16 protein-coding genes are annotated in these 25182 nt (G+C 72.7%); 10 read left to right on the top strand and 6 right to left on the bottom strand.

Annotation, left to right across the window (positions count from 1 at the left end; all coding sequences use genetic code 11):
• Positions 1-57: 57 nt before the first annotated feature.
• On the bottom strand, positions 58-930 hold the full coding sequence (locus tag P2H44_RS23525) for a branched-chain amino acid aminotransferase (protein WP_462976320.1): 873 nt from the start codon (positions 928-930) through the stop codon (positions 58-60).
• 316 nt (positions 931-1246) lie between these two features.
• On the opposite strand from P2H44_RS23525, the gene accD reads away from it, so the two are divergent.
• The 7 genes from accD (at position 1247) to P2H44_RS23490 (ending at position 18093) form a co-directional block, all read left to right on the top strand.
• Positions 1247-2203, top strand: coding sequence for an acetyl-CoA carboxylase, carboxyltransferase subunit beta (accD, locus tag P2H44_RS23520; protein ID WP_275767635.1), 957 nt, complete (start codon positions 1247-1249; stop codon positions 2201-2203).
• A 119-nt stretch (positions 2204-2322) separates the two neighbouring features.
• A complete protein-coding gene (locus tag P2H44_RS23515) occupies positions 2323-3612 on the top strand; it encodes a bifunctional folylpolyglutamate synthase/dihydrofolate synthase (RefSeq protein ID WP_275767874.1) in 1290 nt (429 codons plus the stop codon).
• A 265-nt stretch (positions 3613-3877) separates the two neighbouring features.
• On the top strand, positions 3878-11377 hold the full coding sequence (locus P2H44_RS23510) for a type I polyketide synthase (protein ID WP_275767634.1): 7500 nt from the start codon (positions 3878-3880) through the stop codon (positions 11375-11377).
• 134 nt (positions 11378-11511) lie between these two features.
• On the top strand, positions 11512-12879 hold the full coding sequence (locus P2H44_RS23505; protein WP_275767633.1) for an aminotransferase class I/II-fold pyridoxal phosphate-dependent enzyme: 1368 nt from the start codon (positions 11512-11514) through the stop codon (positions 12877-12879).
• 20 nt (positions 12880-12899) lie between these two features.
• Entirely contained in the window at positions 12900-14693 is a 1794-nt protein-coding gene (locus P2H44_RS23500; RefSeq protein ID WP_275767632.1) for a capsular polysaccharide export protein, LipB/KpsS family, read from the top strand.
• A gap of 188 nt (positions 14694-14881) precedes the next feature.
• Entirely contained in the window at positions 14882-17347 is a 2466-nt protein-coding gene (locus tag P2H44_RS23495) for a YjbH domain-containing protein (protein ID WP_275767631.1), read from the top strand.
• A 65-nt stretch (positions 17348-17412) separates the two neighbouring features.
• Positions 17413-18093, top strand: coding sequence for a YjbF family lipoprotein (locus P2H44_RS23490; protein WP_275767630.1), 681 nt, complete (start codon positions 17413-17415; stop codon positions 18091-18093).
• Positions 18094-18380: 287 nt separating this feature from the next.
• Here P2H44_RS23490 and P2H44_RS23485 read toward each other — a convergent pair whose 3' ends face one another.
• From P2H44_RS23485 to P2H44_RS23470, 4 genes are all read right to left on the bottom strand, one after another.
• Entirely contained in the window at positions 18381-18623 is a 243-nt protein-coding gene (locus P2H44_RS23485; protein WP_275767629.1) for a hypothetical protein, read from the bottom strand.
• A 559-nt stretch (positions 18624-19182) separates the two neighbouring features.
• Positions 19183-19425, bottom strand: coding sequence for a hypothetical protein (locus tag P2H44_RS23480; protein ID WP_275767628.1), 243 nt, complete (start codon positions 19423-19425; stop codon positions 19183-19185).
• A 178-nt stretch (positions 19426-19603) separates the two neighbouring features.
• Positions 19604-19882 (bottom strand): hypothetical protein, encoded by a 279-nt coding sequence (locus P2H44_RS23475; protein WP_275767627.1) that lies wholly within the window; start codon positions 19880-19882, stop codon positions 19604-19606.
• A gap of 122 nt (positions 19883-20004) precedes the next feature.
• The gene (locus P2H44_RS23470) at positions 20005-20865 is read right to left on the bottom strand and encodes a TIGR01459 family HAD-type hydrolase (protein WP_275767626.1); all 861 of its coding nucleotides are present in this window, start codon (positions 20863-20865) and stop codon (positions 20005-20007) included.
• Positions 20866-21096: 231 nt separating this feature from the next.
• Here P2H44_RS23470 and P2H44_RS23465 point away from each other — a divergent pair, with 231 nt between their 5' ends.
• Positions 21097-21555: a DUF3429 domain-containing protein gene (locus P2H44_RS23465; RefSeq protein ID WP_275767625.1), complete on the top strand. Its 459-nt coding sequence runs from the start codon at positions 21097-21099 to the stop codon at positions 21553-21555.
• 34 nt (positions 21556-21589) lie between these two features.
• Here P2H44_RS23465 and P2H44_RS23460 read toward each other — a convergent pair whose 3' ends face one another.
• Positions 21590-22699, bottom strand: a complete 1110-nt coding sequence (locus P2H44_RS23460) for a TraB/GumN family protein (protein ID WP_275767623.1) — start codon at positions 22697-22699, stop codon at positions 21590-21592.
• Between the two features lie 135 nt (positions 22700-22834).
• On the opposite strand from P2H44_RS23460, the gene groES reads away from it, so the two are divergent.
• Both groES and groL read left to right on the top strand, forming a co-directional pair.
• Positions 22835-23146 carry a co-chaperone GroES gene (groES, locus tag P2H44_RS23455; protein WP_275767621.1) on the top strand — a complete coding sequence of 104 codons (312 nt, stop codon included), beginning with the start codon at positions 22835-22837 and terminating at the stop codon, positions 23144-23146.
• Positions 23147-23196: 50 nt separating this feature from the next.
• Positions 23197-24834 (top strand): chaperonin GroEL, encoded by a 1638-nt coding sequence (groL, locus tag P2H44_RS23450; protein WP_275767620.1) that lies wholly within the window; start codon positions 23197-23199, stop codon positions 24832-24834.
• Positions 24835-25182: the final 348 nt, after the last annotated feature.

Raw genomic sequence — 25182 nt, 5'->3', positions numbered from 1 at the left:
GCGAACCCCGGGGCCTTTCTTGGAGCGGGGCCTTTCTTGGAGCGGCCGGGACCGCGCTCAGGCGTGGGCGAACTCCCAGTAGAGCTCGCGCGCGCGCTTCGCGACGGGGCCCGGGCCGTATTCGACATCCTCGAACTTCCAGCACGGCACCACCTTGTTGGCGTTGCCGGTCGAGAAGACCTCGTCCGCCGCGCGGAAGTCGTCGAGGGTCAGGGTGGTCTCGACCACCTCCATCCCCGCGCCGCGCAGCAGCTTGATCACCCGCTGGCGGGTGATCCCGTTGAGGAAGGTGCCGTTGGGGATCGGGGTCGCGACCACGCCGTCCTTCACCAGGAAGACGTTGGAGGTGGCGAGCTCGGCCACGTTGCCGTTCAGGTCCTGCACCAGCGCGTTGTCGAAGCCCTTCGACTTCGCCTCGCGCACCATGCGGGCGTTGTTGGGGTAGAGGCAGCCGGCCTTCGCGTCCATCACCGCCACCGCCTGGATCGGCCGGCGGAACTGCGTTGTGGTCAGCGCGAGGCCGCCGTTGGGCAGCGTCGCCGGATCGGTCATCGGCAGCGCCTCGAGGCATAGGGCGAAGACCGTGCTCTCGGGATCGGCGGAGATCAGCGAGGCGTCGCCGGAGCGCGACCAGTACATCGGCCGGATGTAGACGGGCCCGTCGGAGGCGAACTTGCCCAGCCCCTCGGTCGCCAGCTCGATCATCTCGCCCGTGGGGACCGTCGCCTCGAGCCCCATGGCGCGCGCGGAGGCGTTCACCCGGGCGCAGTGCAGGTCGAGGTCGGGGGCCACGCCCTCGAATCCCCGCGCGCCGTCGAAGACCGACGCGCCCTGCCACAGACCGTGATCGGCGGCGCCCGCCACCCGCACGTCGCCCTGATGCCAGGACCCTTCGCTCCAGGTCCAGATCTCGCCCGCGCCCATCGGCATCCGCCGGCCCTCCGCCTCGCTGCAATCGCGCCGCAGCATGGGGCGGCGCGGCGCGGCCTTCAACCCGGGGCGCCGGGGAATGCGACATCCGGCGCCGTCTTCCGCCCGCCGCCCCGATGCGCCGGCCCGCCGGCCCGCCGGCTTGGCCCCCCGCCCGCGTCCCTGCCCCGGCCGACGGGTCGTTCGGTCGCGAAACGGATCGCCCCTCCCGCGCCCCGAGCCGCTTGCAAATCGGGCCCCGCGCCTTTACCTCGCCGCCAGACCGGCCGGCGCTGGAGGCGCGCCCCCGCTCGGGGCGGAACAACGGGATCGGGCCATGAACTGGATCAACGACTACGTCCGCCCGCGGATCAACTCGCTCAACACGCTCTTCACCTCGAAGCGCGAGATGCCGGACAACCTCTGGCGCAAGTGCGACGAGTGCGGGACGATGCTGTTCCACCGCGAGCTGGCCGAGGCGCTCAACGTCTGCCCCTCGTGCCAGCATCACATGCACATCTCGCCGCGCGACCGCTTCACGGCGCTGTTCGACGGCGGCATGTACCACGAGATCGCGATCCCCGAGCCGGTGGCCGACCCGCTGCAGTTCCGGGACGAGAAGCGCTATCCCGACCGCATGCGCGACGCCCGCCGCAAGACCGGCGAGCATGAGGCCGTGCTGCTGGCCGAGGGCGAGCTGGGCCGCCTGCCGGTGGTGGCGCTGGCGCAGGACTTCTCGTTCATGGGCGGCTCGATGGGCATGGCCGTGGGCAACGCGATGATCGCGGGGGCCGAGCGCGCCGTGCAGCGCCGCGCGCCCTTCGTGGTCTTCTCCGCCGCCGGCGGCGCGCGCATGCAGGAGGGGATCCTGTCCCTGATGCAGATGCCGCGCACCACCGTCGCGGTGCAGATGGTGAAGGAGGCCGGCCTGCCCTACGTGGTGGTGCTGACCAACCCCACCACCGGCGGCGTCACCGCCTCCTACGCGATGCTGGGCGACATCCAGATCGCCGAGCCCAACGCCCTGATCTGCTTCGCCGGTCCCCGCGTGATCGAGCAGACCATCCGCGAGACGCTGCCCGAGGGCTTCCAGCGGGCGGAATACCTGCTGGACCACGGCATGCTCGACCGGGTGATCCACCGCCGCGAGATGCGCGACGAGCTCGCGCGTCTTCTGCGCCTGCTGATGAACGAGAGCCCGCGGGTCCATGGCGACCTGCCCGCCCCCTCGGCCGCCGCCCAGGAAGCCGCCGAGGTCGTCGAAGCCGCGAAGTCAGGGTCCCCCGAGGCTTGAGCCCCAGAGCTGCCGAAACCGACGGCCCCGTCCTGCCCGCCGGCGTCGGCGGCGTGACCGCGGATTCGATCCGCGGCCAGGCCGGCTCCGCCCCCTCCGACGTGATCCTGGAGCGCCTGATGACGCTCCACCCCAAGATCATCGACCTGACGCTCGACCGCATGCACCGCCTGCTGGCTGAGCTCGGCCACCCCGAGCGCTCGATGCCCGGCGTGGTCCATATCGCGGGCACCAACGGCAAGGGCTCGACGCTGGCGATGATCCGCGCGGGGCTGGAGGCGGAGGGCAAGACCACCAACGTCTACACCTCCCCCCACCTCGCCCGCTTCCACGAGCGGATCCGCCTGAAGGGGGAGCTGATCTCCGAGCCCGACTTCGCCGCCCTGCTGGACGAGTGCGAGCGGGTGAACGGCGGGACCTCGATCACCTTCTTCGAGATCACCACCTGCGCAGCGATGCTGGCCTTCGCGCGGAGGCCGGCGGACTACACCCTGCTCGAGACCGGCCTGGGCGGCCGCCTCGACGCGACCAACGTGGTGGACCGCCCGGCGCTGACCGTGATCACGCCGATCTCGATCGACCACCAGCAGTACCTGGGCGAGACCATCGCCGAGATCGCGGGCGAGAAGGCCGGCATCCTGAAGCCCGGCGTGCCCTGCGTGGTGGGCCCGCAGCCCGACGACGCGCTGGCCGTGATCGAGGCGCGGGCCGAGGCGCTGGGCTGCGAGCTGATCGTGGCGAACCGCGACTGGCAGGCCTGGTCCGAGCGCGGGCGGCTGGTGTTCCAGGACGGGAACGGCCTGCTCGACCTCGACCTGCCGGCGCTGCCCGGCGCCCACCAGGTGGAAAATGCGGGCGCGGCGCTGGCCGCCCTGCGCCGGCTGGGCGTCTCGGACGCGGGCTGCGCGGCGGCGCTGGCGCAGGTGCAGTGGCCCGCGCGTCTGCAGCGCCTCGACGCCGCCCTGCTGCCCGGGTTGCCGCCCGAGTCGGAGGTCTGGCTCGACGGCGGCCACAACGTCGCGGCGGGCGAGGTCCTGGCCGCGCACATGGCCGCGCTGAACGAGCGTCGCCCCGCCCCCCTGCGGCTGGTGGTGGGAATGCTGGAAACCAAGGATCCCACGGGGTTCCTGGCGCATTTCCGCGGGCTGGCCGCCTCGGTCGAGACGCTGGCGATCCCAGATGCGGGCGCGAGCCTGAGCGCCGAGGTCCTGGCCGAGGCCGGACGCGCCGCGGGCCTCGACGCCACGCCCGCCGACGGGTTCGACGCGGCCCTCCGCCGCGCCGGCGCCCGGCCCGACGCCCAGACCGACTCCGAAGGGGCCGAGTCCGGGGTTCCGCCGCGGGTGTTGATCTGCGGCTCGCTCTACCTGGCCGGGTGGGTTCTTCGTCATATCGCGCCGCCGCGCTAACTCGGCGCCTGCAACATTCCGTTGCAAAGCGTTGTTTCGACACGGTCGGAAAGTTATGCTTAACCGGTTGTTAATCGACGCCGTCGACCGACGCCCTGTTAAGAGAGGTGCGGCCGCAGGGCCAAGTTGCCGCGGAACCAGAATTCCGCTAGGGCGAAGGCGAGGCACGGTCCCGGCGCGCAACGACGCGGGGGGAAGGGGACCGAAGATCGAGAACGTCGGGCGCAAGACCCCGGCGCGCTGCTGAGGTCGCAGAGGGCAGGCTGTGCTTAAATCCACCAAGCCGGGCGAGATCGCCATCGTCGGGTACGGCTGCCGCCTCCCCGGCGCTTCCGACGCGGACGGATTCTGGTCGCTGCTGAAGGACGGACGCTGTTCGGTCGGGCAGGTCGACCCCTCCCGCTGGGCCACCGATCGCTGGAAGACTCCGGCGGGCGGCCCCGGGCGGAGCTATACGTTCGCGGCCGGCCAGCTCGACGCGCCCTTCGACTTCGACGCGGGCTTCTTCGGCATCTCGCCCCGCGAGGCCGAGCAGATGGACCCCCAGCAGCGCCTGATCCTCCAGGTGACCTGGGAGGCGCTGGAGAAATCCGGCCTGCGCGCGACCGACCTGCCCAAGGCCACCACCGGCGTCTTCGTCGGCGCGTCCTCCTCCGACTATGCGAACCGGTTCTACTACGACCCGGCGGGCATCGATTCCCAGTTCATGACCGGGAACACGCTGTCGCTGATCTCCAACCGGATCAGCTACATCCTCGACCTCAACGGGCCGAGCTACACGGTCGACACCGCCTGCTCGTCGGGCCTCTACGCCCTGCACGAGGCGTTCGTCGCCATGCAGGCGGGGCTGGTCGACACCGCCATCGTCGGCGCGGTGAACATGCTGCTGTCGCCGTTCCCGTTCGTGGGCTTCTCGGCCGCGACGATGCTGTCGAAGGTCGGCCTCTGCCAGGCGTTCGACGCCAACGGCGACGGCTACGTCCGCTCCGAAGGGGCGGTGGTCTTCGTGCTGCGCACGCTGGAATCCGCGATCGCCAACAACGACCGCGTGCTGGGCGTGATCTCGGGCGCGGGCATCAACTCCGACGGCCGCACCACCGGCGTCTCGCTGCCCTCGGGCGACCAGCAGCGCGCGCTGCTCGACGACGTCTACCAGCGCTTCGGGGTGAACCCGGCCAAGCTCGCCTTCATCGAGGCGCACGGCACCGGCACCCGCGCGGGCGACCCGATCGAGACCTGGGCGCTGGGCCAGGCGCTGGGCCAGCGCCGGACCGAGCCGCTGCTGATCGGCTCCGCCAAGACCAACGTCGGCCATCTCGAGGCCGGCTCCGGCCTCGTCGGCCTGCTGAAGGCGCAGCTGGCGCTGGAGCACGGGATGCTCCCGGCCTCGCTGCACTTCAACGAGCCGAACCCCGACATCAAGTTCGACGACTGGAACCTGTCGGTCGCGGCCGAGGCGACGCCGCTGGAGGCGCAGGGCGCCCCCCTCTACGCCGGCGTCAACAGCTTCGGCTTCGGCGGCGCCAACGCCCACGTGGTGCTGCGCCAGCCCAAGGCCGAGGAGAAGCGCCCCGAGCCCGGCAAGATCGAGCCGGCGCCGCTGATCCTGTCGGCCCGTTCCGAAGAGTCCCTCGCCGCGCTGGCCCGCGCCTATCGCGACCGGCTCGACGGCGCTTCGGCCGCGGAATCCTCGCGCATCGCCAACGCCGCCGCCTACCAGCGCGAGCGTCTGCCCCACCGCCTGATCGCCCTGTCGGACGACCGCAAGGAGCAGCTCGCCGCGCTCGACGCCTACATCGCCGGCGACAAGTCCCCGCTGCTGGCCACAGGCCGCGCCCAGTCGAAGGAGGGCCGCACGGCCTTCGTCTTCTCGGGCAACGGCGCGCAGCACGTCGGCATGGGCCGCGCCGCCTACGCCAACGACCCGATCTTCCGCGCCACCTTCGACGCGGTCTCGACCATCTTCGAGAAGCTCGCCGACGTCTCGCTGGTCGAGGCGATGCATGCCGAGGACCTCGAGGAGCGTCTGCCCTACACCTCCCTCGCCCAGCCCCTGATCTTCGCCACCCAGGTCGCGACGGTCGAGAGCCTGGCCGAGAAGGGCCTGAAGCCCGACGCCGTGGTCGGCCACTCGGTCGGCGAGGTCGCCGCGGCCTGGGCCGCCGGCGCCTTCGATCTGCCCGACGCGGTACGCCTGATCCACGTGCGCTCCCGCAACCAGGAGAAGATCCGCGACCGCGGCACCATGGCGGCGGTCCTCGCCGGCGAGGAGGCCGCGCGCGCCGCGCTCGAGGAAGGCGGCTTCGACGAGATCGCGGTGGCGGCCGACAACTCGCCCCGCTCGGTCACGATCTCCGGCCCCGCCGACCAGATCGCCGCCTTCTCGAAGTTCGCGCGCCGCAAGAAGATCGCCTGCAAGGCGCTGGGGCTGGACTATCCGTTCCACTCCCCCATCGCCGAGGCGCTGAAGGACGACCTGCTGGCCGACCTCGACTGGCTGCGCCCGTCCGAGACGCGCTGCGACTTCATCTCGGCCACCTTCGGCGCCGCCTGCGACGGCGAGGCGCTGGGCCCGCATTACTGGTGGACCAACATCCGCCAGCCGGTGCTGTTCCGCCAGGGCCTCGAGGCGCTGCTGGAGGCCGACTGCGTGACCTTCGTCGAGATCGGGCCCCGCCCGGTGCTGTCGACCTACGTCCGCGACACGGCCGCCGAACGCTCGAAACCCGCCGCGGTGCTGCCCACGCTGGAGGAGAAGGACGAGCGCGCCGACATGCGCCGCGTCGTCGCCCTGGCCGTGGCGCAGGGCGCGCAGGTGGTGGAGAACCGCTTCTTCGGCCGCGACGCCCGGCCCGAGCAGGACCTGCCGCTCTATCCCTGGCGCCTGCAGACCTATTTCGTGCCCCCCTCCCAGGAGGCGGTGCGCCAGCTCGAGGACCTGGGCGGCGATCCGCTGCTGGGCCCGGCGCTGCGCGAGGGCGCGCGCGACTGGCGCGCCACGGTCGACCCCGCCTCCCCCGCCTGGCTGTCGGACCACCGGGTCGAGGACGCGGTGGTGTTCCCTGCCGCCGGCTACGTCGACATGGCGCTCGCCGCCGGGATCGAGGCGATGGCCGGCGACGGTCACGACGGCGGCCCGATCGAGCTCGCCGACCTCGACATCCTGCGCCCGCTCGCGATGGAGGAGGGGACCGGCTACGAGCTGCGCACCCGCATCCAGGGCGACCGGCACGTGGTCGACGTCGAGAGCCGCCGGCGCCTGTCGGGCGAGGACTTCGGCCTGCACGCCCGCGGCCGCCTGCGCCGCCCCGCCGGCCCGATCCCGGCCGCCAAGACCCCGCCCGCGCCGGACGCCGAGCGCACCATCGGCGCCGAGCGCCTCTACGAGCTGACCCGCCGCTTCGGGCTGGGCTACGGCGAGGTGTTCCGCCGCGCCGTCTCCGCGCGCCTGGTCGACGCCCGGTCGGCGTTCGTGACGCTCGACGCCGCGCATCCCGCGCTCGACTGCACGCGCCACGCGCTGCACCCGGCGCTGCTGGACGCGGCCTTCCACGGCCTCTTCGCCCTGATCGCCGAGCGGGCCGAGGCCGCGGACGGCACCATGTCCTACCTGCCGGTGCGCATCGGCTCGCTGATCCTGCACGCGCCCCACGCGGCGCCGGTCGGCGCCTGGGTGGAGATCGACAAGGCCTCCGACCGCTCGCTGGAGGCGACGTTCCGGCTGGTGGACGCCACCGGCGGCCCGATCGCGACCCTGACGGGCGCGCGCTTCAAGGGCGTGCGGATCGCCAAGGCCAAGCCCGCCTCGGAGCTGACCTACCGCAACGCGCTCGCGCGCATCGCCCCGCCGGAGGGCGCCAAGACCGACCTCGGCGCGCTGGCCCCGGGCCTCTTGCGCGACCTCGCGGTCGACGAGGCGCCGGAGCTGTCCGCCGGCTCGCTCCTGCTCGACACCACCGCGCGGCGCATCGCGCGCGACGCGCTGGCGACGCTGGCGACCGAGTCCACCGTGCTCGACGCCGAGGCGCTGATCGCCGAGGGCCGCCTGGCCGAGACCGCCCGCCCCCTGTTCGAGCGCCTGCTGATCGCGCTGGAGGAGGACGAGGCCGTGGGCCGGGCCGAGGACGGGCGCGCGCTGCTCGATCCCAACCCGCCCTACCCGCCGCTCTCGGCCCTGACCGAGGCGCTGTTCGCCGAGGCCCCGCGCCGCATCGTCGAGATCGCGCGCCTGATGGCCCTGCCCGACGCGCTGCCCAGGCTGCTGGCCGCCGGCCCGCACGAGGGCGCCGACGGGCCGGTGACGGCCGCGCAGCTTCGCATGGCGGCCTCCGGCCCCTCGGGCGAGGCGCGCTGGTCCGCCATCGCCCAGGCGACCGAGATCACGCTGGCCAACGCCCGCGCCGACCGGCGCCTGGACGTGCTGGTCGCCGGCGCCGCCCCGGCCGCGCTGCTGGACCGCCTGCAGGCGGCCTCCGTCGTCTCCTCCTGCGTGGTGACCGACCCCGATCCGCGCCACGTCCGCTCCCTGAAGGTGGGCGACCCGGAGCGGGCGAAGATCGCCTACCTGGCGATGGACGAGATCCCGCAGGGCCGCAGCTTCGACCTGGTGCTGGCGGGCGACGCGCTGTGCCGCCTCGGCGCGCCGGCGCTGGCGGACCTGAAGTGCCTGATGGCCGAGGGCGCCGCCCTCGTCGCCGTCGAGGAGGCGCCCAGCCTGATCGCCGACCTGACCGAGGGCGACGAGGCCGCCTGGTGGTCCGACACGCTGGATCCGACCCTGCCGGTCGGGCGCCTGCGCGAGGCCGCCGAGTGGACCGAGACCCTGGCCCAGGCCGGCTTCCTCGACGTCTCCGCCCGCCCGCTGGCGAGCGCCGAGGCGCAGGCCGCCCTGATCCTCGCCACCGCTCCCGCCCGGATGCGGCCCGAGGCGGAGGCGACCGACGCCCCGATCCTGGTGGTCCACGCCGCCGCCGAGAAGGCCTTCGCCGAGACGCTCGCCGCCCGCCTGACGGCCGCGGGGCGCAAGGCCTCGCCGGTCGCCGAGGCCGGCCTCGCCGCCGCGCTCGACGCCTCCGAGGGGGTGGAGATCGTGCTGGCCGCGCACCTGGCCGAGAGCGGCCCGGCGCTGGCCGCGGCCCACGCCCGGATGCTGTCGGCCAAGACCGCGCTGGCCCTGCCCGGCCGCGTGGCGCGGCTGTGGGTGGTCACCCGCGGCGGCGTCGCCGCCGGCCCCCTGCGCCCGCTTTGCCCATCCGAAGCCGCCGCCTGGGGCCTCGCCCGCGTGCTGGCGAACGAGTTCCCGGACATCGACGTGCGCCTGGCCGACTTCGCGCCCGAGATCGCGGCCGCCGACCTGCCCGCGCGCCTCGCCGCCGAGATCCTGAGCCCCGCCGAGGACCGCGAGACGGTCCACGACCTCGCCGGCCGCGCCGGCGTGCGGGCGGAGCGCGTCTCCGATCTCGCCGACCGCGCCCGCGCGGCGCAGCTCTCCAACCCCGCGATGGGCGTGCGTCGCCTGGCGCTGGGCCAGCAGGGCTCCATCGACAGCCTGGAGTGGCGGGTCGAGGATCGCGGCGCCCCGGCCGAATGCGAGGTCGAGATCGAGGTCGTCGCCGCCGGTCTGAACTTCCGCGACATCATGTGGGCCCAGGGCCTGCTGCCCGAGGAGGCGCTGGAGGACGGTTTCGCCGGCCCCACGCTGGGCATGGAATGCTCCGGCGTCGTGGTGCGCACCGGCCCCGGCTGCGCCCGCTTCCGGGAGGGCGACCGCGTGATCGCCTTCGCGCCGTCCTGCTTCGCGACCCATGTCTGCGTGCATGAGAACGCCGTCGCGCCGCTGCCCGAGGGCGTGGACCTGACGGCGGCGGCGACCATCCCCACCACCTTCCTGACCGCCTGGTACGGGCTGGTGGAGCTTGCGAATCTCTCGCGCGGCGAGACGGTGCTGATCCACGGCGGCGCCGGCGGCGTGGGCCTCGCGGCCCTGCAGATCGCCGCCGCCCGCGGCGCGCAGGTCATCGCCACCGCAGGCTCGCCGGCCAAGCGCGAGCTGCTGCGCCAGCTGGGCGCCGCGCATGTCTTCGACAGCCGCTCGCTCGTCTTCGCCGACGACGTGATGCGCGTCACCGAAGGCCGCGGCGTCGACGTGGTCCTGAACTCCCTGTTCGGGGAGGCGATGGAGCGCTCGATCGAGTGCCTGAAGCCCTTCGGGCGCTTCGTGGAGCTGGGCAAGCGCGACTACTACGCCAACTCCCAGATCGGCCTGCGGCCGTTCCGGCGGAACCTGACCTACTTCGGCGTCGACGCGGACCAGCTGCTGGTCTACCGCCCCGAGCTCGCCGTCTCGGTGTTCGAGCAGCTGGGCGTGGGCTTCGAGCAGGGCGACCTGATCCCCCTGCCCCACATCGTCTTCGACTCGGCCGAGGTGGTCGACGCCTTCCGCCTGATGCAGAAGTCCGGCCACATCGGGAAGATCCTGGTGAAGGCCCCGCCGAAGGTGGAGGCGCCCAAGACCCGCGCTCCGAAGATCGGGGCCAAGGGCGCCTACCTGGTGGTCGGCGGCCTCGGCGGCTTCGGCGCCGAGACGGCCGCCTGGCTGGTCGAGCGCGGGGCGCGCCACATCTGGCTCACCTCCCGCTCCGGCCGGGTCACGGAAGCGGCGAAAACCGCCATCCGCCGGATGGAGGCGATGGGCGCCAAGGTGATCACCCGCGCCTGCGACGCCGCCGACGAGACGGCCCAGAAGGAGCTGATCGACGAGATCGAGGCCGGCCCCGCCCGCCTGCGCGGCGTGCTGCACACCGCCATGACGCTCGACGACGCGCTCTTCGCCAATCTCGACGGCGAGCGGATCCGCACCGTCCTGCGCCCCAAGATCGCGGGCGCCGAGACGCTGGATCGCCTGACGCGCGACCTGAAGCTGGACCTGTTCGTCGTCTACTCCTCGGCGACCACCCTGGTCGGCAACCCCGGCCAGACGGCCTACGTCGCCGCCAACTGCTACCTCGAGGCGCTGATGGCCGAGCGTCGCCGCGCGGGCCTGCCGGGCCTCGCGGTCGCCTGGGGCGCGATCTCGGATGCGGGGTATCTGACCCGCGACGCCAAGACCGGCGCGATCCTCTCGGACCGCCTCGGCTCTTCGGCGATCACCGCGCGCGAGGCGTTCCAGGGGCTGGAGATGGCGCTCGCCGCCGCCGATCCGCAGGACGCCTCGGCGGTGAACTACGCGCAGATCGACTGGGCCTCGGCCTCGCGGGAGCTGGCGATCACCCGCACGCCCCTCTTCGCGCGGATGGAGATGCCCGACGCCTCCGCCGCGGGGGACGCCGCCCTCGACCTCGCCGCCCTGGTGGCGGGGCTGTCGGAGGCGGAGGCGCTGAAGAAGATCTCCGAGCTGCTGGCCGGCGAGACCTCGCGCATCCTCCGCCTGCCGGCCGAGGAGATCGACCCCCGCCAGCCGCTGACGGAGCTCGGCTTCGACAGCCTGATGGCCGTCGACCTGCGCATGGCGGCGGAAGAAAAGCTCGGGATCGACATCCCCTTGATGAGCCTCGCCGGCGGAGCCACCTTGATGGACATCGCCGCCCGCGTGCTCAAGCGGCTCGACCCGGCCGAGGCCGGCGCGAGCCCCGAGGGGGCCGAGACCGGCGACGCCGTGCTCGACGGGCTGGTGGAACGCCATGTCGGGGCCGGCGACGAGATCGACCAGGAAGCCCTCGCGGAGCTCAAGCGCCGCGCGGGCGGCCCCGCCGGCGCGATTCACTGAGCGCCCGGCGGTCTCCTGGACCGCACACGGAACGCCTGCGGCCCCTGGGGCCGCAGCTCGACGGGCGGCGGCCCCGAGGGCCTCGCACGAAACGACGACGGCCCCGCGCCGCACCGTAAGAAGGAACGAGCCCCATGTCCGGCTCTGAACGCGAAGGCCGTTTCGGCGCCGCGCGCCGCTCCGCCTTGCTGGAGGAGCTGCGCCAGACGCGCTCCCGCCGCACCCCGTCCGACCGCCCGGCCCCGCGCCCGGGTCCGAAGCCGCAGCCCAAGGCCTTCGACTTCGGCGCCCTGCCCGGCCACAAGCAGATCCGCCTGCAGAAGTCGGCCGCCGAGATGCTCGACATCGGCGTCCCCTACTTCCGCGAGCAGGAGGGCTACGCCGGCCCCACCTGCGTGATCGAGGGGCGGGAGGTGCTGAACTTCAGCTCCTACAACTACCTCGGCCTGAACGGGCACCCGAAGGTCCACGCCGCCGCGAAGGACGCGATCGACCGCTACGGCGTCTCGGTCTCCGCGTCGCGCGTGGTGGCGGGGGAGCGGGACCTGCACGCGAAGCTCGAGAAGGGGCTCGCGGCCTTCTACGGGGCCGAGGACTGCCTGACGATGGTCTCGGGCCACGCCACCAACATGACCACCATCGGCGCCCTGATGGGCCCGAAGGACGTGATCCTGACCGACACCTGGATCCACAACTCGATCACCGAGGGCGCACGCCTGTCCGGCGCGGCCCGGGTGACCTTCCCGCATAACGACCTCGACTGGCTGGACGATTTCCTCTCGCGCAACCGCGGCCGCTACGAGCGGGCGCTGATCGTGGTCGAGGGGCTCTACTCCATGGACGGCGACTGGCCCGACCTGCCCCGGCTGGTCGAGCTGAAGCACCGCCACGACGCCTGGCTGATGGTCGACGAGGCCCACGCGGTGGGCGTGCTGGGCGAGACCGGCCGCGGCATCGCCGAGATGCAGGGCGTGGATCCGACCTCGGTCGAGATCTGGATGGGCACGCTGTCGAAGACCTTCTCCTCCTGCGGCGGCTACATCTGCGGCTCGGCCGCGCTGATCGAGTTCCTGAAGGCCAACGCCGCGGGCTTCGTGTTCTCGGTGGGCCTCGCCGCGCCGCTGGCGGCCGCCGCGCTGGCCTCGCTGGAAGTCCTCCAGGCCGAGCCGGACCGCGTGCATCGCCTGCAGGCCAACGGCCGCCGGCTGCTGGAGCGCGCCAAGGCCGCCGGGCTGAACACCGGCGAGGCCAAGGGCGCCGCCGTGATGCCGGTGATCGTGGGCGACAGCGCGCGCGCCGCGATGCTGTCGGACGAATGCTTCAAGGCCGGGCTCAACGCCCTGCCCATCACCTTCCCCGCGGTGCCCGAGAAGCAGGCCCGCCTGCGCTTCTTCCTGACCTCGGAGCATACCGACGCCCAGATCGACCGCGCCGTCGACATCTGCGCCGAGGCGCTGGCCAAGGTCCGGGCCCGCAAGCTGCCCTTCGGGGCCGGGGCCTGAGGGCCGACGTCCGCTCCGCCATGGACAGGACCGCCCCTTCCGGCGTCTCCGCCCCCGGCGCCCGCCGCCGGGGCGATCCCGCGGGGCATGACGATCCCCCCGACGCCCGCCGCGCCAACGCTGGCCGGGCGCGCCTGCGCCGGGCGCTGCGCACGCTGACCGGCGGCCGCGGGACCCCGCGCCTGGTGCATTGGGAGGACGCGCCGACCGCCGGCGCCGCCCTGCCTTGGCTGCTGCCCGCCGCGATCCACGGCCATCCCCCGGTGGCGCTGGGACTGGGCGAGGCGCCGCCCCGCTCCCCCTCCGCCACCGCCGAGCTCGCCGCGCGCATCGCCGCCGACCTCACCTGGTGGCCCGCGACGGTCGCCGCCGCCGCCACGCCCGAGACGCTGATCGACCTGCGCGACGCCGACGCCGCGCGGGCCGAGGCGCTGCTGGATCTCGCAGAGGCCGAGGCGCCGGGGGCCGAGACCGTGGTCCTCGCCCATGGAGGGGAGGGCGAGGTCGCCGCCCGCCGCCGCGGTCTGCCGGTGGTGCGCCGGGTGGCGGAGGTCCGCCCCTCCCGGCTCGACCGGGTCGTCGCGTCCCACGGCGCGCTCGCCCATCGCGCGGCCGTGGGCGGGCGGCTCGGCCTGACGCTGGCGGGGCCGGCCGACCCCACGCCCTGGCTCGCCCGCGCGCGCTTCGTCGATCCCTGGCGCGGGCTCTCGGCGCCGGCGGGCGAGGCGCTGGACGCGCTCGCCCTGCTGCGCGCCGAGGCGCAGCGCAACGAGCGGCGGACGGTGACGCTGGGCTTCTCCCGCTGGAAACGCCGCAACGCCGACCCGTTCCTGACCGGGCCCGAGGGGCCGCCCGCCCATGTCGGGGGCATGAAGAACGCCGTGCAGGTCGCCGCCGCCACCCGCGCCCGCCTCGCCGTCTGGGGGATGCGCGACGCGGCGGAGGCCGAGGCGGCGGGGCTGGAGGTCGTCCGGCTCGAGGACGGATTCGTGCGCTCGGTCGGGCTGGGCCTGCGCCACGCGCCGCCCTGCTCGCTGGCCGTCGACCGGATGGGCCTCTATTTCGACGCCACCCGCCCCACCGACTTCGAGGCGCTGACCCGGGAGGCGGAGCTGACCGACGCGCTCCTCGCCCGCGGCGGCGCGCTGCGGCGGCGGCTGGTGGAGCTGGGGATCACCAAGTACAACCTCGGCCGCTCCGCCCCCCTGCCCGAGACGCCGCGCCGGCGTATCCTGGTGCCGGGGCAGGTGGAGGGCGACCAGTCCCTGCGCTTCGGCTCGCCCGAGGTGCAGAAGAACGCCGACCTGCTGCGCCGGGTGCGCGCGCGTCACCCCGACGCCTTCATCCTCTACAAGCCCCACCCCGACGTGCTGACCGGAATGCGCCCGGGCGCGGTCGACGCGGCGACGCTGGCCGAATGCGCCGACGCGGTCGCCGCCGACAGCGCCGCGGAGGCCTGCCTGGAATGGGCCGACCGGGTGGAGTGCATGACCTCCCTGATGGGGTTCGAGGCGTTGCTGCGCGACCTGCCCGTCACCACCTTCGGGCGGCCCTTCTACGCCGGCTGGGGCCTGACCGAGACGCCCTTCGATCCCGCCTTCTCCCGCGGGCGGACGCTGTCGATCGACGCGCTCGCCGCCTGCGCGCTGATCCTCTACCCGCGCTACGTCGATCCGGTCACCCGCCTGCCCGCCCCGCCCGAGAAGGTGCTGGAGTGGCTGCACGCCGAGCGGGACTACGTGAAGACCCCCCGCGGCCGCGCGCGGGAGGCCTGGCGCGGCCTGGCGTCGCGGGCGCTGAACCTCCTGCGCTGAACGGCGGTTCAGACCGCGCCGGAAAGTCCTGCGCGACCGGGCCTGCGCCGCCGCCGCCTGCGTAGCGCGCGCACAACAGCGCGCCGCCGCGCCGCGCCTGCGCCCCCGCGCGACGGTCGACAGCGGCCCGGCCCCGTGCGATCAAGACTTTAGACAAGAACGAACCTGCCTCTGGAACGGGCGACGGAATGACTTCACCTTCGGCTCCTGGCCGCAGACGCATCTCGTTCTGCGTGGCGCTCGCCGCGGCCATGGCGCCTGCGGGGGCCGCGCTGTCTCAGGAACCTCCGCCCCCCCGGTACGAGAGCCGCAACCTCTACGGCATGACCGGGCTGATCGACATGCCCACCGCGCGCGTCCAGCCCGACGCCGAGCTGGGCTTCACGTCGAGCTACTTCGGCGGCTTCATGCGCAACACCCTGTCCTTCCAGGTGCTTCCGCGCGTCGAGGCCGCGTTCCGCTACTCGATCATCGAGGATTTCTTCCCCGCAGACGATCTCTTCGACCGCAGCTTCGACATCAAGATCCTGCTCTCGGACGAATCCCGCTATTTCCCCGCCGTCGCGTTGGGCCTGCGCGACTTCCTGGGCACCGGCATCTACTCCTCCGAGTATTTCGTCGCCACCAAGGAGGTCGCGCCCGGCCTCCAGGTGACCGGCGGCCTCGGCTGGGGGCGCCTCTCGGGCACCGGCAACTTCGAGAACCCGCTGGGCTACTTCTCGAACCGCTTCAAGACGCGCGGCGGCTCGAACGGCACCGGCAAGGTCAACGTCGGCGAGTTCTTCCGCGGCCCCGACATGGGCGGCTTCGCCGGCGTCGAGTGGCGGCCCTCGTTCCTCGACGGGCTGGCGCTGAAGGCCGAGTATTCGACCGACGCCTACCTGCGCGAGCAGCAGAACAGCTCCTTCGACCCCAAGATCCCCTTCAACTTCGGGGCCGAGTACCGGGTGAACGACTGGTTCTCGCTGGGCGCCTACGCGATGTACGGCTCCGAGTTCGGCGTCCGCGCCTCGATCGGGCTGAACCCGACCCGGCTCAACGGTCCCCGCGACCTGGACCCCGGCCCCACGCCGATGACCGTGCGCCCGCCGATCGACAACGCCGCCTCGCCCGAGCTGGGCGCGGTGGTGGTCGAGCGCATCGGACCGGGCCCGGCGCTCGGCTCCGACGCGGGGCTGGAGGCGACGCTGCTCTCGGGCTCGACCGAGGGCGCGCGCTGGGCCAAGGCCCCCACCCGCCTGCGTCCCGGCGCCGAGTGCCCGGTCGACGACGCGCTGGACGTGGACGCAGAGCTGGGCGTGATCGACGGGGTGACCTTCCTCGATTCCTCCGGCGCGCCGCTGTGCTCGGTGCTGCTGCGCGAGACCGGCCGGCGCTATGTCGAGGGCAAGCGGGTTCTCGTCGGCTCCTACGACACCTCCTGGGCGAACGATCCGGCCAACGCCGCGGCGCTGACCGACGCGCTGAGCCAGACGCTGGACGCGGACCGGGTGACCCTGGTCTCGGCGGATATCGAGGGGACGCGCGCCCGGGTCGAAATCGCGAACCCCACCTACAACGCGGCGCCCCAGGCCATCGGGCGCACCGCGCGGGCGATGGCCAACGTGCTGCCCCCCTCGGTCGAGGACTTCGAGATCACCCTGCTCGAGAGCGACCTGCCCACCACGACCATCCTGCTGCGCCGCGCGCGCCTGGAGGCCGCGGTCGAGGAGCCGGACGCCGAGCGCACCTCCTGGGTCGACGCCGAGCTGCTCAGCGCGGAGCCGTCCGGCGGCTCGTTCCTGCCCGAGTTCGATCCGGACGCCTATCCGACCTTCAGCTGGTTCCTCAGCCCGGCCCTGCCGCTGAACCTGTTCGACCCCGACAGCCCGCTGCGCGCCGACCTGCAGCTGGTCGCGGGCGGCGAGCTGAAGGTGGCCCGCGGCCTGGGGCTGAACGCGGCGGTGTCGAAATCGCTGCTCAACGGCTTCGACGACATCACCCGCACCTCGGACTCGGTCCTGCCCCGGGTGCGCTCGGACTTCGCCAAGTACCTCAAGCAGGGCGATCCCGGCATCGACCGGCTGACCGGCGACTACCTGTTCAAGGTGACGCCCGAGACCTACGGCCGCGTCTCGCTGGGCTATCTCGAGCGGATGTTCGGCGGCGTCTCGGGCGAGGTGCTGTGGAAGCCCTCGACGCAGGACTGGGGCCTGGGGCTCGAGGTCAACTACGTGGCCCAGCGCGACTTCGACATGCTGTTCGGCTTCCAGGACTACGACGTGGTCACCGGCCACGCCTCGGTCTACTGGGACACCGGCTGGCACGGGATGGAGGTCCAGATCGACGCGGGCCGCTACCTGGCCGGCGACTGGGGCGGCACCTTCACCCTGACCCGGCGCTTCGCCAACGGCTGGGAGATCGGCGGCTTCTTCACCCTGACCGACGTGCCCTTCGACGAGTACGGCGAGGGCAGCTTCGACAAGGGCATCCGCCTGACCATCCCCTTCGCCTGGGGCCTGCCCTACGAGACGCGCTCGCGCCTCGACATGAACATCCGGCCGCTGACCCGCGACGGCGGCGCGCGGCTGAGCGTCGCCAACCGGCTCTATCCGATCGTGCAGGAGGTCGATCGCGGCGACCTGCGCGCCGACTGGGGGCATTTCTGGCGATGAGCGGACGGGCGGAAACAGGCGCCGCGCGGTCGGCGACGGGTCGCCGGCTGCGGCGGGCCGGGGCGATGCTGGCGGGCCTGGCGCTGCTGGCGGGCTGCGGCGCGCAGGGCAGCACCACCGAGCTGATGCGCCGCCTGGGCGAGACGGCGCTGTCGTCGCTCGCGGGGACGGTGGGCCTGGGCGAGACGCCCGAGCCGCCCAGGCAGCTGACCCGCGCCGAGATCAACCAGATCAACGGCGCCCTGATCGGCGCGAGCTCGAACGGCTCGCCCATGGCCTATTTCCTGGCCTACGCGGCGAAGCCGGACGGCAAGGTCACCTACTTCAACCCGACCCGGCAGAGCCTGACCTTCGACGGCGCGGCGCTGCTCTCGGGGCATGGGCTGGGCGACCAGCGGACGGGCTATCGCTCGGATCCCGACGAGGACTTCCTGGTCACGCAGCGCCCGGTGCGCGAGTGGCCGGGCCAGGTGACGCGGGTGATGCGCTTCCTCGACGGCGTCGGGCGGCCCTTCGCGCGCACCTTCCTGTGCGCGCCGCGGGCGATCGGGCCGACGGAGCTGGTCATCGCCGAGGTGACCTTCGACGTGATCGAGGTCGAGGAGACCTGCCGCAGCCCGTACCTGACCATCGTCAACCGCTACTGGGCGGACGAGGAGACGGGCTTCGTGTGGAAGTCGGTGCAGTGGTTCGGGCCCGAGCGCGGCTCGCTCGAGATCTCGGTCCTCACCCCCTTCGCTCCCTGAGACTCCAGGCGGCCAGGCGCCCGGAACCGACGCGGTCCGCCGCGGGCGGGCGTCGCGTCGTCTTCGAGGACAGGCGCCTGGTCGTGGTCGCGATCAGGCGCTCGCCGGCCTGACCGGCGCGCGGCGCCGCGCGCCTCGGGCTCTCCGCCTTCCATCCGCCCTGTCGAATGCCATGGCAGGCAGGGGCTGAAACGCAAAGCGCAACGCCGCTTCCGGCGTCGCGCGGTTCGTGCGACCGAAGTCTCGACCTGTCTTCGTCTCCCTTCCCCCACGGAGGAAGGCGAAGCTCACTTGGTCGAGGGGGTCGAGTTGTTGTCGTTGCTGTTCGAGATCGCGACGGCGGCGCCGACGACGACCACGGCGCCGACGAGGCCGATCACCAGCGGCGGCACGCCCAGCAGCGGCGAGGCGCCCAGCTCGGCCTGCTGCGCGACGCCGGCGGTCCGCACCTTCGGGGCCGCGGCTTCCTGAGCGGCGAGCGGCGCGGCCATCAGGCCCAGCGCGGCGACAGTGGTAGCGATAAGTTTCATTGCACCCTCCAAGACATCCACTTGCCGAAGGGTTACATGACTCGATGTCGGCAGGCAACACCCGTGTAAGGGCGCAACGCAGTCGGGGCCGCGACCTGTTGCAGGGCGGCCTGACATCACGCCGGAACGGCGTAACCGACTGAATTCCTTCACCGATCCCCGCCGCCGCCATCCGCCTTGCAGCGTTCGGCGCCGAGGTTGCGCTCGAGCGGATCCCTCCACTTGGGCGCCGTGATCCGCGGCGGCGGTTCATCCGCAGCGCCGCTTCATCCGGCCGGCGATGACCGACCGAGTCTGCTCAGGCAGCGTCCGCTCAGGCCGCCGTCGGATCGCTCCGCGACGCCGCGGCATCGGCCGGACCGGCCGTCGACGACGAAAGGCGGGGACATCGCCCTTTCGCGCGCCGCCGGCGACCGGTCCGTCGGGCGCCGAGGGCCGTGTCCGCGAGCGGACCTGGCTGGCGACGCCCCGATTCTCGCCCGATGCGACCGCAAGAGACCTGCGGTCGTCCGTCGGCGCCGACGGAGACGGACCCCGAATGCCGAAGCCGCGACGCGGATCAGTTGGTGCTGGTCGTCGAGTTCTTGTCGTCGCTGCTCGACGACACGGCCACGGCGACGGCCACCGCGCCGACGATGCCGATGCCGATGGCGATCACCGGAAGGCCGATGACCGGCGCCGCGGACAGCTGCTGCGACACGCCCTTGGGCTGAGGCTGGGACGAAGACGGCGCGGCGGTGTCCGCGAGGGCTGGACCTAGGGCCAATCCGTGGATGCAGAGGGCGACGAGCAAGGTTCTCATGGAACGCTCCTGATGGAAGTCGTCCCCCAGCTCCTCCGACACCGCCCACTCCCGCCGTATAACGGACGGAAGTGAACAAACCGTTTACGTCGCGCCGGGACCCTGCGGCCCCGACCCGACCTTCTCCTGGCCCGTCAGCCAGGCGTGCCCCGAGGGGACGCGCCCGCGGGCGCCCCGATCAGCGGGTCGAGGGCGTCGACGGGGTGTTGTCGCCGCCGCTGTTGCTGGCCGCGACGGCGAGGCCGAAAGCCGAGGCGACGACCGCGACGCCGACGACCACCGGGGGCAGGCCGAGCACGGGGGCCTGGCCGACTTCGGCCGTGGTGCCGCCGGTCTTCACCGCAGGGGCGGCGGGCGCGGCGGCGCCGGACTGGTCGGCGAACGCCGGAGCGAGACCGAAGGTCGTCGCGAGAGCGGCGGCGGCGAGGGTCGTCATTGCGGTCTTGGCGATCTTCATGTCGATCTCCGAACTGTTCTGGCGGACGGAATTCCGCCGTTCCCTAAAATCCATAGCATTTTGCGTCGCAGCAGAGAAGCGGAGATTGCATAAAGCCATGTTTATGAACGCGTTCGCCACATTCAGCGCAGGCGCCCGATGGCGGCAGTGGGGCGAAGCGCGTGCTCCGCAACGTAAATTTCAAGCTGCGACGGGTCGGGATTCTCAACGTCCGCACCCATTTGCGGGGCGGCGAGCCCGCCGGTGACGAACAGCGTGTCGAGACCCTGGGCGGCGCCCCCCGCGACATCAGTATGAATGCCATCGCCCACGCAGAGGATGCGGGCGTCCGGAACCGGGGCGCCGCGGAGCGAATCGACCATCGCCCGCCCCATCGCGTAGATCGGCGCGTGGGGCTTGCCGTAGGCCGCGGTCGCTCCGCCCAGCGCCTCGTAGGCCTGGGCGATGCCGCCTGCGCACCAGATCCGACGCTCGCCCACGTCGACATGCACGTCGGGGTTGGCCGACAGCATCCGCAGCCCGCGCGCGTGCGCGGCGGCCAGCACCTGGGCGTAGTCGTCGGGCGTCTCGGTCAGGTCGTCGACGAGGCCGGTGACCAGCACCGACTCGGCCTCCTCCAGCGCCACGCGCTCGACCTTCGCGACCTCGAAGAAGGCCTCGTCCTTGTCGGCGCCGATGTGGAAGACCCGCCGGCCCCAGTCGCCCGCGTTGACCGAGGCGAGCGCCGCGTCGCCGGAGCTGACCACCCCGTCGCGGACGTCCAGGGGGCAGCCCAGCCGCTCCAGGTGCCGCTCGACCGAGAAGGCGGGGCGGGGGGCGTTGGTCATCAGGATCACCGTGCCCCCGCCGGCGCGGAACCGGCGCAGCGCCTCGACCGCGGCGGGATACACCCGCTTGCCGTCGTGCAGACAGCCCCACAGGTCGCAGAACAGGACGTCGTAGCGGCCGTCGAGCTCGGACAGCGAGCGGATGATCGGGGTCATGGCGGGGCTCCGGCAGAGGGACGGTCCTGCCGCGCGCGGCCGCGGCGAGGTCGCCCCGTCCCCTGCCCCGCATGGGCCGCCGAGGCAACCGGCAAGGCGCCGCGGGGTCCAGCCGCCGGGCGGCGCGGGGGCCGAGGGGGGGGCGCCGCAAGTCGCCGGCTTGCAACCCCGGCGCGGGCCTGATCTGCTTTGACCTGTCGCAGCGTCATATACACTGAAGAAGAGCGTCCGATGCCGAGTTCCGAGCTGTCCTTCCGACCGCTGCAGGCGCCGATTCCCGCCCTGGCGGTGGGTCTCGTCGCGGTTGCGCCCTTCGTGGTCCTGCTGCTGCTCGCCCTGACCTCGGAGATCGGAGGCGCCGACCGCGCCCGTTACCTGATGGGCGTCTGGGGCGCGATCCTGCTGGCCTTCCACGGCGGCTGCCGCTGGGGCTTCGCCGCCGCGGGCCTGGGCGAGGGCGCGACCTGGTGGACCCTGGGCGTGGGCGTGGCGCCCGCGCTGCTGGGCTTCCTGGCGCTGGGGATCGGCGGGCGGGCGATGCTGTGGATCGAGGCGCCCGCCTTCATCGCGGTCTTCGCCGCCGACGTCTCGCTTGCGCGTGTGGGCGGGGCGCCCAGCTGGTGGCCGGGGCTGATCCTGCCGCTGCTGGCGATCTGCACCCTGTGCACGATGATCGGCGCCGTCTCCTGAGCGCGGGCGGGGGCCGCCGGGCCCCCGCCGCCCCTCAGCGCAGGGCCGCCCGCTCGACCGTGAACCCGCGGGCGCGCAGCAGCTCGATCATCCCGCCCTCTCCGCCCAGGTGCAGGGCGCCGACCAGCACGAAGGCGCCGCCGCGCTCCAGCTCCGGCGCGGCCGCCTCGACGAAGCGCAGGTTGCGCTTCTCGAACAGCTCCACGCGCGCCTCTGCCATCGCCTCCTCCAGGCCGTCCTGGCGCGCCCGCCATTCCGACCAGGTCCACAGCGGCCAGACCCGCTCCTGCGCATAGAGCCGGGCGGAGGTGGTCTGCATGTCCCGGCCCTCGGCGGCGTCGCGCGCGGCGTTGGCGAGGCTGCGCAGCGCCTGCTCGCTCCACTCGTCGGCCTGCAGCATCGGCAGCAGGTCCTCCCAGGTCTCCATCCCCTTCACCTCCAGCCCGCGCGCGGCGGCGCGCGCGGCGATGCGGGTGTCCATGGGCTCTGCGCCGGCGGCGAGCGCGGCCATCGCGCAGGGCGGCGTGGCCAGCGTCAGAGACACGATCCAGGGGCGCATGAAGGCGGTGCGCTCGGGCGGGGCGCCCAGCGCCTGCATCGCCTCGGCCACCGCGGCGAAATCCTCCGCCGACATCGCCTGGTCGAGCGGCGGGTGATCGACGTTGGCCACCAGCGTCGGATCGGCGGCCGCCATCGGCCCGAAGCGGGCCAGCTCCTCGGGCGACATCTCCATCAGCATCACCCGCGCGCGGTCGAGCGCGGCCATGGCCTTCGGCGGCGCCGGGTCGATCAGGGGATGGGGGATGTGGAAGCTGCCCATCAGCCAGCTCTCGGCCGCGCCGGGCCGCGTCACCCGCCAGAACACGCCGTCGGGGTCGGGCTCCGCCGCCGCGGCGGCCATGATCTCGGCATGGGCGGCGGGGTCCTCCTGCGCCAGCGCCGCCAGCAGGTCGCGCCCGCCGCCGCAGTCGGCCGCGGCCGCCCCAGCCCACAGCAGCGCCGAGGCCCCTGCGGCGAGACGCCCGGCCGCCCGCGCCTTGCGCCGGAGGCCCCCGCTCGCCACGTCCCGGGCCGTCCGGAAGGGGTCGTCGACGTCCCCGCTCGAAAGGGCCGCGAAGATGCGTTTCGCGAATCTTGACAGCATGGCGCCGATCTCCTAACTCCGCCGTCGTTAGCACTCCCCTGCTCCGAGTGCTAACAGCCGGGCCCGGTCTCGGTGAGACGGGTCCAGGCCCTCGTTCGGAGCATCGTGGAAGCCGCATTGCAAGGGAGCCACGTCATGAACTTCACCCCGCTGCACGATCGGGTGCTGGTGCGCCGCATCGAAAGCGAAGAGAAGACCGCCGGCGGTCTGATCATCCCCGACTCCGCCAAGGAGAAGCCGCAGGAAGGCGAGATCGTCGCCGTGGGCGAGGGCGCCCGCAAGGACTCGGGCGAGCTGATCCCCATGGCCGTCAAGGCCGGCGATCGCGTCCTGTTCGGCAAGTGGTCGGGCACCGAGGTCAAGCTGGATGGCAAGGAGCTCCTCATCATGAAGGAGTCCGACATCCTCGGCATCCTCGGCGACGACGCCGCCGCGAAGGCCGCTTGAGCGATCCCCGCTCGCGCCTGATCCCCTGAAGTTCTGAAGGAGACCATTCGATGGCCGCCAAAGACGTACGCTTCTCCACCGACGCCCGCGACCGCATGCTGCGCGGCGTCAACATCCTCGCCGACGCGGTGAAGGTGACCCTCGGCCCGAAGGGCCGCAACGTCGTGATCGACAAGTCGTTCGGCGCTCCGCGCATCACCAAGGACGGCGTCACCGTCGCCAAGGAGATCGAGCTCGAGGACAAGTTCGAGAACATGGGCGCGCAGATGGTCCGCGAAGTCGCTTCGCGCACCAACGATGAGGCCGGCGACGGCACCACCACCGCGACCGTTCTCGCCCAGGCCATCGTCCGCGAGGGCCTGAAGTCGGTCGCCGCCGGCATGAACCCGATGGACCTGAAGCGCGGCATCGACGCCGCGGTCGCCAAGGCCGTCGAGTCGATCAAGGCCGCCTCGCGTCCCGTGAACGACACCGCCGAAGTCGCCCAGGTCGGCTCGATCTCCGCCAACGGCGAGACCGAGATCGGTCGCCAGATCGCCGACGCGATGCAGAAGGTCGGCAACGAGGGCGTCATCACGGTCGAGGAGAACAAGGGCCTCGAGACCGAGACCGAGGTCGTCGAGGGCATGCAGTTCGACCGCGGCTACCTGTCGCCGTACTTCATCACCAACGCCGACAAGATGATCGCCGAGCTCGAGGACTGCTACATCCTCCTGCACGAGAAGAAGCTGTCGTCGCTGCAGCCGATGGTGCCGCTGCTCGAGACCGTGATCCAGTCGGGCAAGCCGCTGCTGATCATCGCCGAGGACGTCGAGGGCGAGGCCCTGGCGACCCTGGTCGTGAACAAGCTGCGCGGCGGCCTGAAGATCGCCGCCGTCAAGGCCCCCGGCTTCGGCGACCGCCGCAAGGCCATGCTGCAGGACATCGCGATCCTGACCGGCGGCCAGGTGATCTCCGAGGATCTCGGCATGAAGCTCGAGAACGTCGGCATGGACATGCTGGGCCGGGCGAAGAAGATCCGCATCACCAAGGACGACACCACCGTCGTCGACGGCGCGGGCGAGAAGTCCGAGATCGAGGCGCGCGTCGCCCAGATCCGCACCCAGACCGAAGAGACCACCTCCGACTACGACCGTGAGAAGCTCCAGGAGCGTCTGGCGAAGCTCGCGGGCGGCGTCGCGGTGATCCGCGTCGGCGGCGCCACCGAGATCGAGGTGAAGGAGCGCAAGGACCGCGTCGACGACGCGCTCAACGCGACCCGCGCCGCGGTCCAGGAGGGCGTGGTTCCCGGCGGCGGCGTCTCGCTGCTGTGGGCCTCGAAGGCTCTCGAGGGCCTGACGGGCGCCAACGGCGACCAGAACGCCGGCATCACCATCGTCAAGAAGGCGCTGCAGGCTCCGATCCGTCAGATCGCGACCAACGCGGGCCTCGACGGCGCCGTGGTGGCGGGCAAGGTGCTGGAGTCCGAGGACCGGAACTTCGGCTTCAACGCCCAGACCGAAGAGTACGGCGACATGTTCAAGTTCGGCGTGATCGACCCCGCGAAGGTCGTGCGCACCGCGCTCGAGGATGCGGCGTCGGTGGCGGCCCTGCTGATCACCACCGAGGCGATGGTCGCCGACAAGCCCGAGCCCAAGGGCGCCGGCCCGGCGATGCCCGACATGGGCGGCATGGGCGGCATGATGTGATCCGCCTCCGGGGAGGTTCGCCTCCCCGGAACCACGCGGCGAAGATCGCGAGGGACAGTGCAGGGGGCCGCGGCGCGAGCCGCGGCCCCTTTTTCATGCGCGGGCGGCGGGCGGGCGCCCGTGAGAGTTCCAGCGCGCGCCTCACCCTCTTCCTCCTGACCCACGAGCCGCGCGCCTCGTTGAAGCGCCCGCACGACCGGCATCAGGCTGCGGACGCAAGAGGAGGGTGAACCGCTCCGGGTCTGCCGGAGGCCGATGTTCGTTAGCTACGCGGCCACATCGCGCGTTTCCAGCGCAGCGTGGAATGCGGCTTCGGCTTCTGCGGGCGGCACATTGCCTATGGGCTCG

Source organism: Albimonas marina (assembly GCF_029223255.1).
Lineage (GTDB): Bacteria > Pseudomonadota > Alphaproteobacteria > Rhodobacterales > Rhodobacteraceae > Albimonas.
Note: the sequence above shows the minus strand (reverse complement) of the source record. Positions and strands in the feature narration are given on the sequence as shown.

What these genes read in the sequence shown, in the direction of transcription:
- P2H44_RS23525 (WP_462976320.1), bottom strand. Translation starts at nt 930, where the DNA reads ATGCCGATGGGCGCGGGCGAGATCTGGACCTGGAGCGAAGGGTCCTGG.
- accD (WP_275767635.1), top strand. Translation starts at nt 1,247, where the DNA reads ATGAACTGGATCAACGACTACGTCCGCCCGCGGATCAACTCGCTCAAC.
- P2H44_RS23515 (WP_275767874.1), top strand. Translation starts at nt 2,323, where the DNA reads ATGACGCTCCACCCCAAGATCATCGACCTGACGCTCGACCGCATGCAC.
- P2H44_RS23505 (WP_275767633.1), top strand. Translation starts at nt 11,512, where the DNA reads ATGTCCGGCTCTGAACGCGAAGGCCGTTTCGGCGCCGCGCGCCGCTCC.
- P2H44_RS23500 (WP_275767632.1), top strand. Translation starts at nt 12,900, where the DNA reads ATGGACAGGACCGCCCCTTCCGGCGTCTCCGCCCCCGGCGCCCGCCGC.
- P2H44_RS23495 (WP_275767631.1), top strand. Translation starts at nt 14,882, where the DNA reads ATGACTTCACCTTCGGCTCCTGGCCGCAGACGCATCTCGTTCTGCGTG.
- P2H44_RS23490 (WP_275767630.1), top strand. Translation starts at nt 17,413, where the DNA reads ATGCTGGCGGGCCTGGCGCTGCTGGCGGGCTGCGGCGCGCAGGGCAGC.
- P2H44_RS23485 (WP_275767629.1), bottom strand. Translation starts at nt 18,623, where the DNA reads ATGAAACTTATCGCTACCACTGTCGCCGCGCTGGGCCTGATGGCCGCG.
- P2H44_RS23480 (WP_275767628.1), bottom strand. Translation starts at nt 19,425, where the DNA reads ATGAGAACCTTGCTCGTCGCCCTCTGCATCCACGGATTGGCCCTAGGT.
- P2H44_RS23475 (WP_275767627.1), bottom strand. Translation starts at nt 19,882, where the DNA reads ATGAAGATCGCCAAGACCGCAATGACGACCCTCGCCGCCGCCGCTCTC.
- P2H44_RS23470 (WP_275767626.1), bottom strand. Translation starts at nt 20,865, where the DNA reads ATGACCCCGATCATCCGCTCGCTGTCCGAGCTCGACGGCCGCTACGAC.
- P2H44_RS23465 (WP_275767625.1), top strand. Translation starts at nt 21,097, where the DNA reads ATGCCGAGTTCCGAGCTGTCCTTCCGACCGCTGCAGGCGCCGATTCCC.
- P2H44_RS23460 (WP_275767623.1), bottom strand. Translation starts at nt 22,699, where the DNA reads ATGCTGTCAAGATTCGCGAAACGCATCTTCGCGGCCCTTTCGAGCGGG.
- groES (WP_275767621.1), top strand. Translation starts at nt 22,835, where the DNA reads ATGAACTTCACCCCGCTGCACGATCGGGTGCTGGTGCGCCGCATCGAA.
- groL (WP_275767620.1), top strand. Translation starts at nt 23,197, where the DNA reads ATGGCCGCCAAAGACGTACGCTTCTCCACCGACGCCCGCGACCGCATG.